12 protein-coding genes, 1 tRNA gene and 2 pseudogenes are annotated in these 17,779 nt (G+C 57.0%); 9 read left to right on the forward strand and 6 right to left on the reverse strand.

The window, feature by feature from the left end; all coding sequences use genetic code 11:
- Positions 1-311: 311 nt before the first annotated feature.
- The 8 genes and pseudogenes from ACZ9H3_RS13995 to ACZ9H3_RS14030 all read left to right on the forward strand — a co-directional run bounded on the left by ACZ9H3_RS13995 (position 312) and on the right by ACZ9H3_RS14030 (position 9,835).
- Positions 312-1,085, forward strand: a complete 774-nt coding sequence (locus ACZ9H3_RS13995; protein WP_099776098.1) for an ABC transporter ATP-binding protein — start codon at positions 312-314, stop codon at positions 1,083-1,085.
- Positions 1,086-1,098: 13 nt separating this feature from the next.
- Positions 1,099-1,851, forward strand: coding sequence for an ABC transporter substrate-binding protein (locus ACZ9H3_RS14000; protein ID WP_102052226.1), 753 nt, complete (start codon positions 1,099-1,101; stop codon positions 1,849-1,851).
- A 56-nt stretch (positions 1,852-1,907) separates the two neighbouring features.
- Complete coding sequence (locus ACZ9H3_RS14005; protein ID WP_065761805.1) at positions 1,908-2,603, forward strand: ABC transporter permease; 696 nt, start codon at positions 1,908-1,910, stop codon at positions 2,601-2,603.
- On the forward strand, positions 2,600-3,289 hold the full coding sequence (locus tag ACZ9H3_RS14010) for an ABC transporter permease (RefSeq protein ID WP_409277569.1): 690 nt from the start codon (positions 2,600-2,602) through the stop codon (positions 3,287-3,289). Before ACZ9H3_RS14005 ends, ACZ9H3_RS14010 begins: the two co-directional genes overlap by 4 nt.
- Entirely contained in the window at positions 3,270-4,535 is a 1,266-nt protein-coding gene (locus ACZ9H3_RS14015; protein WP_476221160.1) for a methyltransferase, read from the forward strand. Before ACZ9H3_RS14010 ends, ACZ9H3_RS14015 begins: the two co-directional genes overlap by 20 nt.
- A 350-nt stretch (positions 4,536-4,885) precedes the next feature.
- Positions 4,886-4,961: transfer RNA gene (locus ACZ9H3_RS14020), tRNA-Thr, on the forward strand.
- Positions 4,962-5,750: 789 nt separating this feature from the next.
- A pseudogene (locus tag ACZ9H3_RS14025) lies at positions 5,751-6,725 on the forward strand (integrase domain-containing protein).
- Positions 6,726-7,891: 1,166 nt separating this feature from the next.
- Positions 7,892-9,835 (forward strand): ATP-dependent nuclease, encoded by a 1,944-nt coding sequence (locus tag ACZ9H3_RS14030; protein ID WP_476221162.1) that lies wholly within the window; start codon positions 7,892-7,894, stop codon positions 9,833-9,835.
- A gap of 667 nt (positions 9,836-10,502) precedes the next feature.
- On the opposite strand, the gene ACZ9H3_RS14035 is transcribed toward ACZ9H3_RS14030, so the two are convergent.
- Entirely contained in the window at positions 10,503-11,357 is an 855-nt protein-coding gene (locus ACZ9H3_RS14035) for a LysR family transcriptional regulator (protein WP_476221164.1), read from the reverse strand.
- A 98-nt stretch (positions 11,358-11,455) separates the two neighbouring features.
- Here ACZ9H3_RS14035 and ACZ9H3_RS14040 point away from each other — a divergent pair, with 98 nt between their 5' ends.
- On the forward strand, positions 11,456-12,133 hold the full coding sequence (locus ACZ9H3_RS14040) for an FMN-dependent NADH-azoreductase (protein ID WP_476221165.1): 678 nt from the start codon (positions 11,456-11,458) through the stop codon (positions 12,131-12,133).
- A gap of 98 nt (positions 12,134-12,231) precedes the next feature.
- Here ACZ9H3_RS14040 and ACZ9H3_RS14045 read toward each other — a convergent pair whose 3' ends face one another.
- The 5 genes and pseudogenes from ACZ9H3_RS14045 to ACZ9H3_RS14065 all read right to left on the reverse strand — a co-directional run.
- A complete protein-coding gene (locus ACZ9H3_RS14045; RefSeq protein WP_476221167.1) occupies positions 12,232-12,462 on the reverse strand; it encodes a hypothetical protein in 231 nt (76 codons plus the stop codon).
- 263 nt (positions 12,463-12,725) lie between these two features.
- On the reverse strand, positions 12,726-13,037 hold the full coding sequence (locus tag ACZ9H3_RS14050) for a DUF6124 family protein (RefSeq protein ID WP_065761096.1): 312 nt from the start codon (positions 13,035-13,037) through the stop codon (positions 12,726-12,728).
- Between the two features lie 441 nt (positions 13,038-13,478).
- Entirely contained in the window at positions 13,479-15,257 is a 1,779-nt protein-coding gene (locus ACZ9H3_RS14055; protein WP_476221169.1) for a SulP family inorganic anion transporter, read from the reverse strand.
- Between the two features lie 130 nt (positions 15,258-15,387).
- Positions 15,388-16,143, reverse strand: a complete 756-nt coding sequence (locus ACZ9H3_RS14060) for a methyl-accepting chemotaxis protein (protein ID WP_409277774.1) — start codon at positions 16,141-16,143, stop codon at positions 15,388-15,390.
- A gap of 150 nt (positions 16,144-16,293) precedes the next feature.
- Positions 16,294-17,529 (reverse strand): annotated as a pseudogene (locus tag ACZ9H3_RS14065) (cache domain-containing protein); the annotation flags it as partial.
- Positions 17,530-17,779: the final 250 nt, after the last annotated feature.

Raw genomic sequence — 17,779 nt, forward strand, 5'->3', positions numbered from 1 at the left:
TTTGCGCAATAAAAGTGCAACCCGGCAGTGCAACCCACAGGCAGCCCAGAGGGCACAGGACTAAATACGGCTTCCCAGTACCGGCCAAAACTGGCACCATCGCGCCTTTTTTCATCAAGGCTCCGGCCCTGGAAATGGGAGCAGGCGGACATTGGCGCGACAGTCCGCTGCAACGATGCGACACCTGCCCTCACCCCAGCCGATTGCCCCGCCCGACGCTGTTGGCGGCCGTCAGAACGCTATGCTAGCGTGGCGCCAAGCCAGGAAGGCCTACAACAGCAGGAGCGCATCAGAACTCATGAGGACCGCACATGGCCCAGGCCACGCCCGCGCTTGAAATCCGCAACCTGCACAAACGCTACGGTGACGTGGAGATACTCAAGGGTATTTCGCTGACCGCACGCGACGGCGACGTGATCTCGATTCTGGGGTCTTCGGGTTCAGGCAAGTCCACCCTGCTGCGCTGCATCAACCTGCTGGAAAACCCGCATCAAGGCCAAATCCTCGTCGCGGGTGAAGAGCTGCGCCTGAAGGCCGCGAAAAACGGCGAGCTGGTCGCCGCCGACAACAAGCAGATCAATCGCCTGCGCAGCGAGATCGGCTTCGTCTTCCAGAACTTCAACCTCTGGCCGCACATGACCATCCTCGACAACATCATCGAGGCGCCCCGTCGCGTGCTGGGCCAGAGCAAGGCCGAAGCCATCGAGACCGCCGAAGCACTGCTGGACAAGGTCGGCATTCACCACAAGCGCCACGCCTACCCCGCCGAGTTGTCTGGCGGGCAACAACAGCGGGCCGCCATCGCCCGGACCCTGGCCATGCAACCGAAGGTCATCCTGTTTGACGAGCCCACCTCGGCACTGGACCCGGAAATGGTCCAGGAAGTGCTCAACGTGATCCGTGCGCTGGCCGAAGAAGGTCGAACCATGCTACTGGTTACTCACGAAATGGGCTTTGCCCGCCAGGTGTCCAGCGAAGTGATCTTCCTGCACCAAGGCCTGATCGAAGAGCAAGGATCGCCGCAGCAGGTTTTTGAAAACCCGAACTCGGCGCGCTGCAAACAATTCATGTCCAGCAACCGCTAACGGAGCAACACGCATGCAGAGCTATAAGAAATTCCTCCTGGCCGCTGCCGCCACGCTGGTGTTTTCGGCCAATGCCATGGCTGCCGAAAAACTGAAGATGGGCATCGAGGCGGCCTACCCGCCGTTCAACAACAAGGATGCCAGCGGCCAGGTCGTCGGCTTCGACAAAGACATCGGCGACGCCCTGTGCGCCAAGATGAAAGTCGAATGCGACGTCGTCACCTCGGACTGGGACGGCATCATCCCGGCCCTGAACGCCAAGAAGTTCGACTTCCTGATCTCCTCGCTGTCGATCACCGACGAGCGCAAGCAGGCCGTTGACTTCACCGACCGCTACTACTCGAACAAACTGCAGTTCATCGCCCCGAAAAACGTCGACTTCAAAACCGACAAGGCCTCGCTCAAAGGCAAGGTGATCGGTACCCAGCGCGCCACCCTCGCCGGCACCTGGCTGGAAGACAACTACGGCAGCGACATCGACATCAAGCTGTACGACACCCAGGAAAACGCCTACCTGGACCTGACCTCCGGCCGGGTCGACGCGATCCTCGCCGACAAGTATGTCAACTATGACTGGCTGAAAACCGACGCTGGCAAGAACTACGAGTTCAAGGGCGACCCGGTGGTCGAGAGTGACGAAGTCGGTATCGCCGTGCGTAAAGGCGACCCACTGCGTGAGAAGCTGAATGCTGCGCTGAAAGAAATCATCGCCGACGGCACGTACAAGAAGATCAACGACAAGTACTTCCCGTTCAGTATCTACTGATCCGCCCGACCGGCACCGCCCTGGCGGCGGTGCCCGTCCCTTGAACAAACCTGCCCATGAATATCGACCTCTACGGATTCGGCCCGGCACTTGCTGCCGGTACCTTGATGACCGTCAAACTGGCGTTGTGTGCCCTGGCACTGGGGCTGGTCCTGGGGCTGCTCGGCGCCCTGGCCAAAACCTCGCCGTACAAACCCCTGCAATGGCTCGGTGGTTTCTACTCCACCCTGGTACGTGGCGTACCTGAACTGCTGTGGGTACTGTTGATCTACTTCGGCACCGTCAGCCTGATGAACCGGCTGGGCGAAGCCCTGAACATCCCTGGCCTGGAGCTCAACGCCTTCGCCGCTGGCGTCATCGCCCTGGGCCTGTGCTTCGGCGCCTATGCCACGGAAGTCTTCCGTGGTGCGATCCTGGCCATCCCCAAGGGCCACCGTGAAGCGGGCCTGGCCCTGGGCCTGTCCAAGGGCCGGATCTTCTCGAAACTGATCCTGCCGCAAATGTGGCGCATCGCCCTGCCCGGCCTGGGCAACCTGTTCATGATCCTGATGAAAGACACCGCACTGGTCTCGGTGATCGGCCTGGAAGAAATCATGCGTCACTCGCAGATCGCCGTGACGGTCAGCAAACAGCCGTTCACCTTCTATATGGTTGCAGCCTTCATCTACCTGGGCCTGACCATCATCGCCATGACCGGCATGCACTTCATGGAAAAACGCGCCGCACGCGGCTTCGCGAGGGCCAACCAATGAACTGGGAAGTCATCATCAAGTGGCTGCCACGCCTGGCCCAAGGCGCCACACTCACCCTGGAACTGGTCGCCATCGCGGTGATCGCAGGGCTGATCCTGGCCATCCCGCTGGGCATCGCCCGCTCGTCGCGGCACTGGTATGTACGTGCCGTGCCCTTCAGCTACATCTTCTTCTTCCGGGGCACCCCGCTGCTGGTGCAGTTGTTCCTGGTGTACTACGGCCTGGCCCAGTTCGACGCCGTGCGCAACAGCGCCCTGTGGCCGTACCTGCGTGACCCGTTCTGGTGTACGGTGCTGACCATGACCCTGCACACCGCCGCCTACATCGCCGAGATCCTGCGCGGTGCGCTGCAGGCCATCCCACGGGGCGAGATCGAAGCGGCCCGGGCGCTGGGCATGTCCAAGGCCAAGGCGCTGTTCTACATCATGCTGCCACGTGCCGCACGGATCGGCCTGCCGGCCTACAGCAACGAAGTGATCCTGATGCTCAAGGCCAGTGCCCTGGCCAGTACCGTCACCCTGCTGGAACTCACCGGCATGGCGCGCACCATCATCGCCCGCACCTACCTGCCGGTAGAGATCTTCTTCGCAGCCGGGCTGTTCTACCTGCTGATCTCCTTCCTGCTGGTAAACGGCTTCAAGCTGCTCGAACGCTGGCTGCGAGTCGATGCCTGCCAAGGCCGCTAAACCGGCAAGCGGGGTCGCCTCCGGCCCCGCTGCTGCCCCGGCTGACGCGCACCTGCTCAGCCGCTTCCAGGCCCTTGACCAATTCCTGCTGCAACACCAGGCACTCTGGCGCCCGCGCCCGTTCACCGAACGCCAACTGCCGTGGGAAACCGAGCACCCGGCCCTGGCCCAGTGGCTGCGCCAACGCACACTGAGCGACGCCGAGGCCGCCCACAACCACCCGGAAACACTCGACGCACCGGCGCCTTATCCACAGCTGGCGGCACAGGCCGCGCAACTGGCGGCGGTCGGCGAATTGCCCGTAATCGCCATCACCCCGGCCCCGCCGCGGCTGAACGTCGACGTACCGGGGCGCAAATGGCAGCAGATCGAAGCCTTCGCCAGCCACCTGGGCTTTACCCACACCCCGCGTCACTGGCTCGACTGGTGCGCGGGCAAAGGCCACCTGGGCCGCCGCCTGCTGCACAACGACCAGCACCTGACCTGCCTGGAATACGACCCGGCCCTGGTACAGGCCGGCCAAGCGCTTAGCCAACACCACGGCCTGAACGCCGAACACCGCCTGCAGGATGTGCTGGCCGACAACACCGCCCAGCAACTCAGCCCACAACACACCCCCGTGGCCCTGCACGCCTGCGGCGACCTGCACGTACGCTTGATACAACTGGCCAGCGCCCGTGGCTGCAACCAACTGGCCATTGCCCCGTGCTGCTACAACCGCACCCAAGGCCCGCTCTACCAACCCCTGTCGAGTGCAGCCCAGGCCTCGGCGCTGCAACTGAGCCTCGACGACCTCGGCCTGCCGCTGAGCGAAACCGTCACCGCTGGCGCCCGGGTACGCCGCCAACGCGACCTGTCCATGGCCCGCCGCCTCGGCTTCGACCTGCTGCAACGCCAACAACGCGGCATCGACGCCTACCTGCCCACTCCGTCACTGCCCAGCAGTTGGCTAGACAAGCCCTTTGCCGACTACTGCCGCGACCTCGCCGCCCTCAAAAACCTACCCCTGCACGGCAACCCCGACTGGGATGCCCTGGAAGCCGCAGGCCAAACAAGGCTGGCCGAAGTGCGCAACCTGGAACTGCTGCGCAACCTGTTCCGCCGCCCGCTGGAACTGTGGCTGGTGCTCGACCGCGCCCTTTACCTGCAAGCCCAGGGCTACCGCGTGCAACTCGGACAGTTCTGCGACTACGCCCTCACCCCGCGCAACCTGATGCTACTGGCCGAACGCAACCAGCAGCAGTGAACAGCCTGTGGATAACTCTGTTGATGGTTTTCCCACAAACCCCTCAAAAGCCTTGGATCCAAGGCAAAACAGCGCCTGGTCATTTTTTAGTCACACATTTTAAGCGAGAAAAAACAGCCATTTGCGCAAACACAAACGACTGTTTTAAAGGACAGGAGCGCGACAGTAACGTGACATAGCGATTGTGAATAAGGCTTTCAGCACCGCCAGATCACACGCCAAAAGCGCCAAAAATCGCCGCCGTTGCAGGGCAAAAACGGGCGGCAGAGAATGAAAGGAAAAAACCTACGCAATAAGTGCTACAGAAGTGGTTTACATAACCAAACCGATGGCTATAATAGCGCCCCTAAGCCGGTATAGCTCAGATGGTAGAGCAACTGACTTGTAATCAGTAGGTCCCGGGTTCGATTCCTGGTGCCGGCACCATACGCAGTACCAAAGAAGGCTCACCGAAAGGTGGGCCTTTTTTGTTTCTGGCGAATGTTCGTGCGAAATCCTTTCAGGCAGCCATCCTCTGAAGCCTTGCCTGCGATGCACAGTGACTCGATCAAATGCACTGCCCTGCACAGATCCCTGGACTGCCCACCAAGGGTTGGATTTGTGTCCAATTTCTCGGGGGCAGTCCACCCTGTAGGAGCGGGCTTGCCCGCGATAGCAATCTCAACACACCACACAACTCAGACCCCGCCACAGTAAAAAGGCTACCCAAACAGCAGCCTGTTCAGTGAACTGTCATACCGTGGCGGTTATCCACATAAGCGATTGGCATCCAGCGGCTTGCTAGGTCACTTCAAGAGCGGTCGCGACCTCTTCTCTTATATGAACGGTGCGACAACTCCCCTCGTGACAAACACCAAAGTCACCCGCAACAGCACTGCAGATGATGGTGCCGCAAACCAGGGAATGGCCTGCACCTGACTGACAGTCAGGCATGCCCCTGTCATCGCATTGCGGCGTTCACCCGGCTCAGGATCTTCAGGCGCTGGTTTAGTCAGCCAGCACTGCCTCCACCCGCCCACCGGTAACGGTGCTCAGAAGGCCAGATCATGAGATGCCCTTGCTCCCGGAATGCGATTCCCGGTCGTAAGGAGTCGCCAGTCCCGCGTAGAGGACATTCCCCACAGGCCGCAGGGGCCTTGATCCCTGATAAAACTCAGCATTCTTGGCGGGATGACGTGGGGCGAGGATCGGAGAGCGAAAGATGAAGTGACCGACATGGCATTGGTGGGTAGACGCGATGGTCGTAATTTCGGCTACGGCAGGCAATTGAGCTACGCAGGGCCGCAAGCGCTGAAAGCCATGTTCGGCGGCCATTACGGTACGGTCAAGGCGCACTGTGATCGGTGGCAGGCATTCGTGAAGTGGTGCCGCTCCGAACAGGGGCCTGGTATCAATAATGCGCGGCAGATTGATCGGAAGGTGTTAGCCGATTATGCGATGTATCTGCGCGACGCGGTTGGGTGCGGTGATCTTGCCGTCAGCACCGCACAAAATCGGCTATCCAGCGTTAACAGGACCATGGCAGCGCTTTGCGGTGATCAGTACGTGAAATTGCCAAGCCCAAGCAAGGCGCTGGGCATACAGCGCACCGGGGTTCGGCACTCAGTGCCGCAGGGCCAAGACCGCGAACAGGTTAAGCAGATTGTCGATGCGCTTTGCCGCCATCATCATCTACGGGCCGCCGCGATTGTTCTGTTGGCGCGAGCCACCGGTATGCGCTTGCGTGAGGCTATCTTGGCTGACCTGCCACGGCTGAGCCGTGAGACTAACGAACTAGGCAGGATTAACATCCAGGACAGCACCAAAGGCGGCCGCGCCGGATCCTCGGCACCCTGCTAGATTTCGGTCGATGATCACGCTCGAGGCGCACTTGGGTTTGCACGGCAGGTGTTGCCTATGGGTAGCCGCAACCTGATTGCGCCACACGAAAGCTACTTGAATTTTTTGCAAGAAATCATCCGTACTGCGCGGGATATCCTGCATACACAACCTCAAAGGTTTCCATGAGCTACGAGCGGCATACGCATGCAGCGCTAGGAGCAAATCACCCGGCATCGCGCGCCTATCAATAGCGGCCACTGTTGGCAGGTAGATAAGAACCTTGATCATGGGTCCCGGAGGCAAATCAGCTACGAACTGGAGCACGGTCGTATCGATGTGGTCGCTGCCTACATTGGAGGGCGGGTATGAGTAAGCCATTCGATATGGAGTTATTCTTGACCAGTATACTTATCGGATCGCCCGCGACGCGGCAACGCGGTATTACTATTTGCTGACCGTGCGGCTGCTTTCTCTTAGGTTGCACAAAAATGGGGGTTTAATCTCTGAACGAGCATTTGACTTTTAAAGGCGCATCTGCAGCAGTCGAACCTAATAGCCTCTTACCCCTTATAAAAGGACCTCTAACGAGTTAACACCCGCGAACTCCACTATTGAGTTTATATAATTAATTCCGCCTCGGACAACACATCTTGCCTCAGTCGCAAGTTGCGCACCGCCATTGAGTATGGCATTAGTTACTATAAACAACCGTGCGATAACAGGCTCCCCACTTTCAAATAATTGTTTTTCAATTTCGGCATTAAAAACCAAACGCTCGAAAATACTATTAAGCCTTTGATATACAGCGTCAGTGGCTTTCAGTTCGACTTTTTCGGGGGACGGCCTGGCTTGTCTGGCCACAAGTCAAAACCATTATCAAGTAGTCCCTTCTCGCGAAAACTAAATCTAGGGTGGCTGAATTCGGTTAACAAGTAAAGCTTTGCTTTTTCTTCAACTAAACGTGTCATCCCTGATCACTTCCTACTGAGACTCTAAGTCTGGGCGGGTGTTTTTTGTAGTTGTCACGGCCTTGCAAAATAGCACATCACTTGAATGCTCAAGCTTTCGACTTACCCAAGGCGTGGCACTGAAAACTTCTGGGCTGTCGCGCCTATATTGCACTACCTGATGTAAAAAAGTGCATCGAATCTTGATTAGGCGTTTGATCTTATCATCTTCCACTCGTAAACATTCGAGTATATAGCTAACGGCAGCTTGGGCTACTCTCCGGTCGGAGTGATCACATGAGGGACTGCCTTTGGCCGTCATCCACCCCGAAAACACCATCAAGCTCACTGCTTTATAGTTACAGATGCGCGTGAACAGTTCAAACTCCCTACCGACCACATGGCATATAGCCATGATGCAAAAAAACGATTAAACTAATTCACCCTGAAACACGGACAAAACACGCAATATAAACATGCCTTATTGTACACATGCTTGCGACACCAGCACCATGGTATCAAGGTAGCAGAGTTAGACCGGAAGATATATCAAGCCTCACTCACAGCAATTACGCAAGGGAAATCGGTGTGAAAGTTTCAACAATTGAACTTAGGGGTGTAAAATCATTTGATGAGGCAACCTCGGTATCACTTCCCGCTGAAATATCAATGTGTGCTTTTTCAGGGAAGAACGGTGCCGGAAAATCAACTCTACTAAAGGCTGTATGGCTTGTACAGAAAGCCCATTTCGTTAAATTACTAAACAATAGAGAGCTATCAACTTCTTTTTCGCAAGAGCTGAGAAAATATTTAAGCGGAAAAGACTCATACATAAATGTAAGATTTAATTCAGAAGACAGCGATTTAGAAATAAAGCTAACCAAAGATCTTTCAAGCCCGCAAGGCTATAGCATTGCCTACAGTGACGAAGAGACTTTAAAAAAATATTGGAACCTGTCAACCCCTAACAACCTAGTGCTATATATTGATGCAAGCAAAGGATTTTCCGAGGCCACCCTCACATTTGATGAGATCAATATCAAAGGGAATGACAAGGGCAGCTTAGTCTTAGAAGCGATCTTAAATCCCGAGAGCTTGTTCTCTGGCATATATAGCCAGCTCGTAAAAGACTATGTGCATGATCGATTGATACCTAGCAAGCCTGACCGACTCCTTTACTACCACATTGCTTCAAAATTATTTACCCATCTAATACCTACGGTTGAGCTTAGAAATTTCAGCGGCAATCATATGCCAGGAGAGTTTGTACTACTAGGTAAAGCGGGTAGAGACAAAGCACGCCCACTTTATGACGTTCGAGACTTCAGCTCGGGTGAAAAAGCGCTTCTCAGCACCCTTACTTTTTTATGCATTTCTAAAACCGTAAGCACGTTAATCATCGATGAGCCCGAGAACCATTTCCACGAATCATTACTACTGGAATTCGTTAGTGTTCTCCACCGACTTTGTGAAACAGGCGGCATATATAAATGGATGGAAGGTACCGAAGGTCGTGGAAAAAAAGTAAAATTAGACTGGGTCGCAGCCGAATACAAAGACCACAATATAAACCAGGTACTTGTATCCACCCACTCAAGGTCTTTAATATATAAATTTTTCTTAATTGGCAAAAATTACATCGTAAACAACAATGTAACCGCCATTTCTTATGAAGATGCTGAAGCCGAACTCAGAAACCTAGGCCTAAGCTCCATCTACAGCAAAGTTCTTTTAGTTGAGGGCGATGGGGATCATGAAGCACTTGAACATGTGCTTCAGGACCAAAACATCCAGATAAAACCACTCAATGGATCATCCGCAGTAATCGACACCTTCAAAAGACTGGCCGAACTAAAAAACTATGTACAGGAATCTAAATTTGTTTTCCTTGTAGACTCTGACAATAAGCCTGACAGCTTTTTCGACAAAGTCTCAGCAATAGACCCTGATTACTACAATGCCTCATTCATTAAAATTGATCGCCACGAATTTGAAAACTACTTTCTAGACCCGGAAATAATAAAAACATCCATGGATGGCTTCTTAGATGTATCAGGCGAGCAGAGCAAAAAGCTCGATATAAAAACCATTGAATCCAAGCTCATCGAGATATCTCGCGACTCTCTCCCCGCTGTCTATAAAAAAGAGCTCTCTCTAGTATTCCAGCAAGTTATCGAAAGAAAATTCTCTTCCCTGATCTGGGGCAACAAAGGTTTTTCTTGGACAGATGCTACAAAAATTCAAGAACAGTTAACTACAAGCATCTTAACTGACTCAGAATTTACTGAACTGAAAAACTTACTCTCCAAAGAATCCGCGGAAGTATTTGAAACCTATACAAAAATCGACAGTGCCAATCTATTAAGGCGATGCGATGGGAAGCAAGTTCTTTCCAAAGCCGCATCCTACTTCGCTAATCAAACTGGCGTAACCTCATACGCATTTAAAAAAGCAATGTACAAAACCGCATTCTCCATTGAAAGAACCGATGTCTCTAAGCTCGTTAGTGAAATAACAACCAAACTTTGCTAATCATCTAAGAGCCCCTAGTTTCGCAGTTGTCTTCTTAGGGGCTGTTTAGAGCTTAGCCGTCCTTCGGGAAAGGTTGTCTATCGCGCGCCCCTACTAAGAGGCGATGAGCCATCACAGTTTTCACACCATTTCCGATATGACTGCGGCGGACGCGGTCATAGAAGACCTCCGCAATGATCGAGGTGTATTCATCTGGACTGTGCCTTCTTTCCCAAACGATGACGGCGCCCTCTGTCTTCCATGCGTGCCTTTACCGGATTGAAGGCCCGGGTGGGTAGCTTGTCAAAACCTCACATCCAGGCCAGCACGGCGACTTGGCCGACGCTGACAAATTTTGGCCCTGGGACGACGCGAGGCCAGAGTTTTAGACCCGACTAGGAAGTGGCCGCCGCCCCCGGCTATGCGTTACGGCAAGAGATCAGCTGGAACCGCCTACCTTCACCCTACCCGCCACAAAACCGGTGAAGCCTTGCCCGCGATGCACACTGATTCGATCAAATGCACTGTCCTGCACAGATCCCTGTAGGAGCCTTGCCTGCGATAGCAATCGCAACACACCACACGACTACCAGTCTGTACATTAATTCCTGTATCGCGTTCGGCTCCCGAAGGGATGTTGATCAAGGCTGATGCGGTGGCTTCGTACTAGCTAAAGCAAGAGCGATACTCACTGCCGGCGCACCGAGCAGTATTCCAGGAATACCTTGGTAAGCGCTGTGACGATTTCTGGGTCTGCATCTGGTGCCGAGAACAACCGAAATTCGGCATTGGGTAACGGTGGCAATCCGTACTCAGCGCTCAGGACTGAGATTCCCGCAACCAGCTGGCTTAGCGGCATCGGGGCTATGGCTATTCCGGACAACACAGCCGAGCGCAGGGCATTCGTGCTGGTGCATAGCATCGACGTGCGTTGAGCGATGCCCGCTTGTGCAAGATGCAGCAAAGCCGCCTCTCGATAAGCACAAGGCTCAGGAAACAGTGCCAGCGGGAGCGGCTCGCTGATTGGGGTGAGTGGCTGCGCAGCGGTCGCCCAAATGAGCGGTTCGCTCCACAACAGGATCCCTGAGCTATCGGTCTCACACAAAGACCCGACCACTAAATCCAACTCTCCTTGCTTCATCAAACCGACCAGTGTGCCGGGGATGTTGATCTGAAACTCAATCTCCATACCTGGGTAACCTAGTGCAAGGTTCTGCAGTTCACGCAGCAGCCTGGTCTCCACAAGGTCTTCCGCAAGCCCCACCCTGATACGCCCCTGGAAAGGGGCTCGCGTCATTTCAGCCCATGCCTCTCGATTGAGAGCAAGGATGATCCTGGCGTGGCGCATCAAACGGTCGCCCTCCAGTGTCAGTTCCTGCGACCGGGTTGTCCTCTTGAGCAGAGGTTTGCCGACCTGCTCTTCCAAGCGGCGCAGATGCCCACTGACAGCAGGTTGGGTGAGATGGAGTTTTTCTGCAGCGCGACCAAAACCTTGCTCTTCAACTACGGCAACAAAAGTCTTTAGTAGAAGCGGATCAAACATATCTCAATCCATGATGAATAGCGTGTAATTTCTCAATTTATATTTCTTTTAAAGATATGTTGCAATGCCTCGTACACCCACCACGACACGAGACCGCAATGGCCAAGCTCCTTCATATCGAATGCTCCCCCCGCAAAGATCGCTCAGCGTCCATAGAGGTCGCCCAGAGTTTCATTTCGCGACTCTTGGGCTCTCATCCCGATCTGGAAGTGACAACGCTAGACCTGTGGCAGATATCACTGCCGGAGTTTTCTGATGAGGTGATGGATGCCAAGTACTCTGGATTGAATGGATTGGAGTTGACTGCGACTCAGGTGGTTGCCTGGAATGAACTGAAGGCATTGGCAAATTACCTGCACGAAGCCGACGTGCTCGTGCTGTCTGTGCCGCTGTGGAATTTCAGCATTCCCTACAAGCTAAAGCACTTCATCGACGTGGTATCGCAGAAAGACGTGCTGTTTAGTTTCAATCCGGAAACCGGGCTCGAAGGCATGTTGAGAAATAAAAAAGCTGTTGTCGTCTATGCCCGAGGTATGGATTTCTCTGCCGCTTCGCTGACACCCGCTCAACATTTCGACTTTCAAAAGCCTTATGTGGAAGCGTGGTTACGGCTTATTGGCATCACCGACGTAGAGTCAATCATCGTCGAAAAAACGGTTCTAGGATCGGAGGTGGACAGTACCTCTCGCCATGAAGCCAAGATGCGCGCAAATGCTTTGGCGGACGCCCTAAGCGTTTCGGACATAAACTTTCAGCCTGCGAACTCTGTTGCATGAAGATCAAGAACATCTTCCCGATCCTCCATGAGGAACCATAAAAAAGGCCAGCACTGGGCTGACCTTTTTAAACATTGCTATTGGGCCCAATAGCATTATTAGCCCCTCAGTTCCTCTAGAAGTGAGTGGCCGGCCCAGGTAATTCTGATCTTGCCATCATCAACCAAATAGCCGCTATCAAGCAGCAAAAGCTTTGCAGACTCCAACTCATCATTGTCGCAATCCTCTACACAAAACGTGGAGAGATCAAACCCACTCATTCCGCCTACATTGGTCTCCGCCTCAACTGCAGCCAGCACTTTCAAAACTGCTTCTTTATTCCTTTTCATTTTCAATCCTTTGAGATGTGTTTGATGGAGGCCAGAGCGTAACCAATTGAACGAGCCCCATGAAAGAGAGGACACCGTTCCCCCCCAGGGATGGCTTGAAGTAGCCGCGTGTTTCGGGTCGAGTTCAACGCCCGCCGAATGTTGAGGGTGGCCAATTGATTCAGAACAACCAGAACGGCCTTGTGCAGGCTTCGGTTTCTGAAGTACGCCTATCAGATGTCGACGCTTGATAAGGGCAACTCAAGCGCCGACAACGCCATCGGTTACCGGCGGTTCAAGGCTTGGGTTTCAATGCCATCGAGCACCGCATCGACCAGCCCTTTGGCCATTTCTGCGGAGTGCAGGGTGGACCATAGCAGGCCTTTTTTGGGGATGTCGTCGATGTGTTCACAGGCCTGTTGGGCCGTGTCGTAGATACCCTGGAGCAGCAGGGAGACGTGGACCAGCGCGTCTTCGGCATCGATGCCGGAGCGTACGGTGAACAAGGGTGCATGGCCCGCGTCGCAGCAACCAAATGCGGTGGTCGCGGTTTTGCCAAGAAGGGATTGCGGGGGATCGGGAACGATTTTTGTCATAGCGAACGTCTCTTTTTCTTTTAGTTGAGCCGTCACCGCTTGCGACCAAACAAGTTGGGTGGCAGCTGTACGCAGGTTGGTCGACCAGGAAAAAAGACAAACCCGGCAGGCACGAATGCCTCCCACGCACAGCCGCCATAGAACTACGTTACGGACGAGGAGCTCGTCAGTATTCGTATATGGGACCTGATTTGTATTTTTTTCCGACAGGCGACCAAGCCTGATCACTGATGTTCAGCGACCTAGGAAGCCTAACGCCCAAGGTGCAATGAGGCAAGGCGAAGATCGAAGGGTGGCCGCCATGCGCAGGTTGGTCGACCGGGACAGTAGGCACCCGGCAGGGCCAAAGCCCTCATGCGCACAGCTGCCATAGCCTGGCAATACTCGCGCAAAACCACCCGCGCTCAGTAGCGCCCAGCTGTTTCATTTTGTGGGCAGGGGTCAGCCCCAGTCGTCCCAGGCCACGGCATGGGTGGCGAGGTAGTGCTTTACCGCCGTGCCCACGGTCGGGAAGAAGGCGTCTTCCCCCAGTTGCGCGAACAGGCCGAATCGTTTGAGTTTGTCTTTGACCGGGTCTTTCATTTCGGCGATGCGCAGTTCGATACCCGCTTCGTTCAGGGCGCCCATCAGTTCGGCCAGCATGTCGGCCGAGGTGACGTCGACGCTGGTCACCGGCTCTGCCGCTACCACCAACCAGCGCACGGGCGTTGGCGAGGCGGCCACGGCATCCAGTACGCGGTCCTGGAATTGTTCGGCGTTGGCAAAGAACAACGGGGCGTCCCAGCGGAACAGCACCAGGCCTGGCACCTGCCGCGCCTCGGGGTAACGCTTGATGTCGTGGTAGCCCTGTACGCCCTTGGCACGGCCCAGCACGGCGGAGTACGGGCGCCAGCCGTCCCAGAGGAATTCGATCACGGCAATCACGATCGCCAGGCCAATACCTTGGATGGCACCGAACATCACCACCCCGACCGTACAGGCGATAGACAGCCAGCATTCCCAGCGCTGGATACGGTAGATGCGCCGCAGGTCGGTGACTTCGATCAGGCCGATGGCCGAGGCAATCACCACCGCGGCCAAGGCGCTGGTGGGCAGGTTTTTCAGCAGGTCGGGGGCGACCATCAGCAAGCCGGCTACGGTGAGCGCGCCGACCACGCCGGTCAGTTGGGTTTTCGCCCCGGCGGCTTCGGCCACGGGTGTGCGCGATGAGCTGCTGCTGATCGGGAAGCCCTGGAAGAACCCGGCGGCCAGGTTGGCGATGCCCAGCCCGACCATTTCCTGGTTCGGGTCGACGTAGCTGCGGGTTCGTGCGGCATACACCCGCGATAATACGCTGGTGTCGGCGAACGAGACCATTGCCACCGCGCAGCCACCGATCAGTACCGGGACGATGTCGTCGCGGGTAATCCACGGGATGGCGAAGGCTGGCAGGCCTTGCGGGAGGGAGCCGAGCACCTCGACGCCTGCGCCTTCGGCCAGGCCAAGCAGGCTGACCGCGACGGTTGCGCCGACCACGGCGATAAGGATGCTCGGCACACGGCCGTTGCCCTTGAACAGCAGGATAACCGCCAACGTCGCGGCACCGACGGCAAAGCTGGCCCAGTGGATGTTGCCCTCGAACACGCCCATGATCACCGCCCACTGGTTGCTCAGCGGGCCGTCGGATTCAATCGAGAAGCCGAACAACTTGGGCTGTTGGCTGATCAATACGGTCAGCGCAATGCCGTTCATGTAGCCGTAGCGAATGGGTTTGGAGAGCAGTTCGGTGATGAAGCCCAAGCGGGCCACCCCGGCCAGGATGCACACCGCGCCGGAGACGACGGCCATCATGCCGGCGAGGGCAACGGCACGCATCGGGTCGCCGCCGTACAGGGGCAGCACCACCGCCAGTATCACCGCCACCAGCGAGGAATCGGGGCCGAGCACGAGGATGCGGCTGGGGCCAAACAGGGCGTAGGCCAGCAGCGGCACGATGCTGGCGTAGAGGCCATAAATCCCGGGGATGCCCGAGGCTACCGCGTAGGCGATGCCCACCGGCACCAGCATGGCGGTCAGCACCAGCCCGGCCATGATGTCATGGCGTAGCCAGGCCAGCTGATACTCGCGCAGCATACGCAGCCCCGGCATCCAGTGCGCCCAACCGGCCTGGTCGGTCAGCTTGACGCGACGGTGAATTCGACCGGGCTCAGGGCGAGGGGACGACGATTCGGAATTGCTCATTAAGACCCCAGCAGCTAAAGACCTGCAATTCCGTTGTTAACGGCTCAGAGAAGTTTAGTTAGCGTGCACGCTGGTGTCTTGATAGCAGCAAAGTCGGGAGTACGCCATGGGTATTGCGCGGCAGCGCCGCCTATACCCTGAAGTGATCCATCAGGGTTTGTTGCTGGTTGGCCAGGCGGTTCAGTGCCTGGCTCACCTGGGCCGACTCATCGGCCTGCCCGGACAGTGACTCGGTCACGTCACGGATGGTTGCGACGTTGCGGTTGATCTCTTCAGCAACCGAGCTCTGTTCTTCGGCCGCGCTGGCGATCTGCAGGTTCATGTCGCTGATGACAGTGACGGCATCGCCAATACGCCGCAGGGCGGTAACGGCCTGTTCGACCTGGGCAACGCTGCCCTGGGCCTGTTGGTGGCTGCTGTGCATTGAGGCGACGACATCTCGGGTGCCGGTTTGCAGGCCTTCGATCACCTGGCGGATCTCTTCCACTGACTCCTGAGTGCGCCTGGCCAGGTTGCGTACTTCGTCAGCGACCACGGCAAAGCCACGGCCCGCCTCACCGGCCCGGGCGGCTTCGATGGCGGCGTTGAGCGCCAGCAGGTTGGTTTGTTCGGCGATGCCGCGAATCACTTCGAGCACCGAGCCGATCTGTTCGCTGCTGCTGGACAGGCCTTCCACCTGGCTCATGGCGAGGGTCATGTCGCGGGCCAGGTCGTCGATGGCGCGGGTGGTCTGGTTGATCACGCCGAGGCCTTCGCGGGTGGCTTGGTCTGCGCCGCGTGCAGCTTCTGCGGCCTGGGCGGCGCTGCGGGCAACATCATGGGCCGTGGCGCTCATTTCGTGGGACGCAGTAGCCACCTGGTCTACTTCGCGGTACTGCTGTTGCATACCGGCGCTGGTCTGGCTGGCGATGGCGGCAGACTGGTCGGCGGTGCCGCGTGCGTCCTGCACCGAGCTTTTCACATCGGCGATGATCGGCCGCAGTTTGTCGAGGAAGCGGTTGAACCAACCGGCCAGTTCGCCCAACTCGTCGTGTTTGTCGTAGGCGAGGCGCCGGGTCAGGTCGCCCTCGCCGCTGGCGATGTCGCGCAGCATGGCGGCGACACCCAGGATCGGCCGGGTGACGCCGCGTGCGGTCAGCCACACCAGTAACAGCCCGGCCACGGCAGCCAGCAGGCCGAACAGCAGCTCCAGCCAGGTGCCTTCGGCGCTGCGGCGGTCGAGGTCCTGCTGCAGGGTTCGCGCCGGGGCCAGCAGGGCCTCCATAGGTACATCAAGCAGCACAGACCAGGGCTGCGCGTCCGGTATGGGTTGCAGTGGCGCCAGCACCTGCAAGCGACCGGCCTGTTGCTGCGCGTGGGCCTGGCCCTGGCGTTGCAGGGCCAGCAGCTCGCTGCCGTGTTCCGGGTAGGCCTGGCTCAGCGTCTGGCCCAGCCGGGTTACATCCGGGCTATGCCCGGCGAGCAACCCGCCGGCGCTGACGATGCTGACCGCGCCTTTGCCCTGGTACAGCCGCTGGCTGCTGGCTTCAACCAGTTGCTGCAAGTTGGCCAGGCTGATGTCCATGCCCAGCACCGCCAGCAGTTTGCCGTTGTCGATCACCGGGAAGGTCAGCGAGGTGATAAGCGTCTTCTGCCCCGAGGCGTCGTCGAAATAGGGGTTGAGCAGGCAGGGTTTAAGGGTCTGTTTCGGGCAGTTGAACCAGGTGTTGAACGGGGTGCCATCGAGCATGGTGGTGCTGTCGGCGATCAGCGCTTCGCTGACCGTCAAGGTGCTCAACTCGCCGTTACGCTGCGCCCAGTAGCTGGAGAAGCGCCCCTGCTCGTTGCTGCCCCTGGCGCCCTGCCCGCTGAAACGGGCATCGTTGCCATCCAGCGCATTGGGCTCGAACACCAGGTACAGGCTGAGCAGTTGCGGATTGGCCTGCAAGGCCTCTTTCACCTGCTGGTGCAGCGACTCGCGCAGGGCTTCAGGGGCAAGCTGGGCTTTCTGCAGTTGGCGTTGTTGCTGCAGTACCTGGCGGCTGAGGTTTACGCCGTCCTGGTAGGCCGCGAGGAAAAAGCGCTGCAGGGTCAGCGCCTGTACCCGGCCCTCGCCTTCCATGCGCTCGCGGGCCGAGGTTTCGAGCATCTGTGCGCTGCTGGCCTTGACCAACTCGGTGCTCGCACTCATGCGGTAGAGCGAGATGCCAATCAGCACCGCGACGATGGTCAGCAGGCACAGGCCGGTGAGCAGGGTAATTTTCCACTGGATGGACAGACGGTTCAGCAGCATCGCACGTGATCCTTACGCCGGGGGCGACTGGCACGCCTGCGCAGGCGTATTTGTTAGAGCCATTACACATTGCGTGCCACCTGCCAACGCGCGCTGAAAACAGCCTGATGGCCAGCATTTACGGGGGTGATGGCCGGCCAAGGCGAAGGTACGCACACGCCCCACTGTTACAGCCTGAGACAGCGACTGTCGCATCGGCAAGATGCCGAGACACTGCGCAGGGGGCTGAGCGTTGATGCAAAACACCTTG

The organism is Pseudomonas sp. TE3910, assembly GCF_056279025.1.

What these genes read in the sequence shown, in the direction of transcription:
- ACZ9H3_RS14040 (WP_476221165.1), top strand. Translation starts at nt 11,456, where the DNA reads ATGGCCAAGCTCCTTCATATCGAATGCTCCCCCCGCAAAGATCGCTCA.
- ACZ9H3_RS14035 (WP_476221164.1), bottom strand. Translation starts at nt 11,357, where the DNA reads ATGTTTGATCCGCTTCTACTAAAGACTTTTGTTGCCGTAGTTGAAGAG.
- ACZ9H3_RS14005 (WP_065761805.1), top strand. Translation starts at nt 1,908, where the DNA reads ATGAATATCGACCTCTACGGATTCGGCCCGGCACTTGCTGCCGGTACC.
- ACZ9H3_RS14050 (WP_065761096.1), bottom strand. Translation starts at nt 13,037, where the DNA reads ATGACAAAAATCGTTCCCGATCCCCCGCAATCCCTTCTTGGCAAAACC.
- ACZ9H3_RS14010 (WP_409277569.1), top strand. Translation starts at nt 2,600, where the DNA reads ATGAACTGGGAAGTCATCATCAAGTGGCTGCCACGCCTGGCCCAAGGC.
- ACZ9H3_RS14045 (WP_476221167.1), bottom strand. Translation starts at nt 12,462, where the DNA reads ATGAAAAGGAATAAAGAAGCAGTTTTGAAAGTGCTGGCTGCAGTTGAG.
- ACZ9H3_RS14000 (WP_102052226.1), top strand. Translation starts at nt 1,099, where the DNA reads ATGCAGAGCTATAAGAAATTCCTCCTGGCCGCTGCCGCCACGCTGGTG.
- ACZ9H3_RS14055 (WP_476221169.1), bottom strand. Translation starts at nt 15,257, where the DNA reads ATGAGCAATTCCGAATCGTCGTCCCCTCGCCCTGAGCCCGGTCGAATT.
- ACZ9H3_RS14015 (WP_476221160.1), top strand. Translation starts at nt 3,270, where the DNA reads ATGCCTGCCAAGGCCGCTAAACCGGCAAGCGGGGTCGCCTCCGGCCCC.
- ACZ9H3_RS14060 (WP_409277774.1), bottom strand. Translation starts at nt 16,143, where the DNA reads ATGCAACAGCAGTACCGCGAAGTAGACCAGGTGGCTACTGCGTCCCAC.
- ACZ9H3_RS13995 (WP_099776098.1), top strand. Translation starts at nt 312, where the DNA reads ATGGCCCAGGCCACGCCCGCGCTTGAAATCCGCAACCTGCACAAACGC.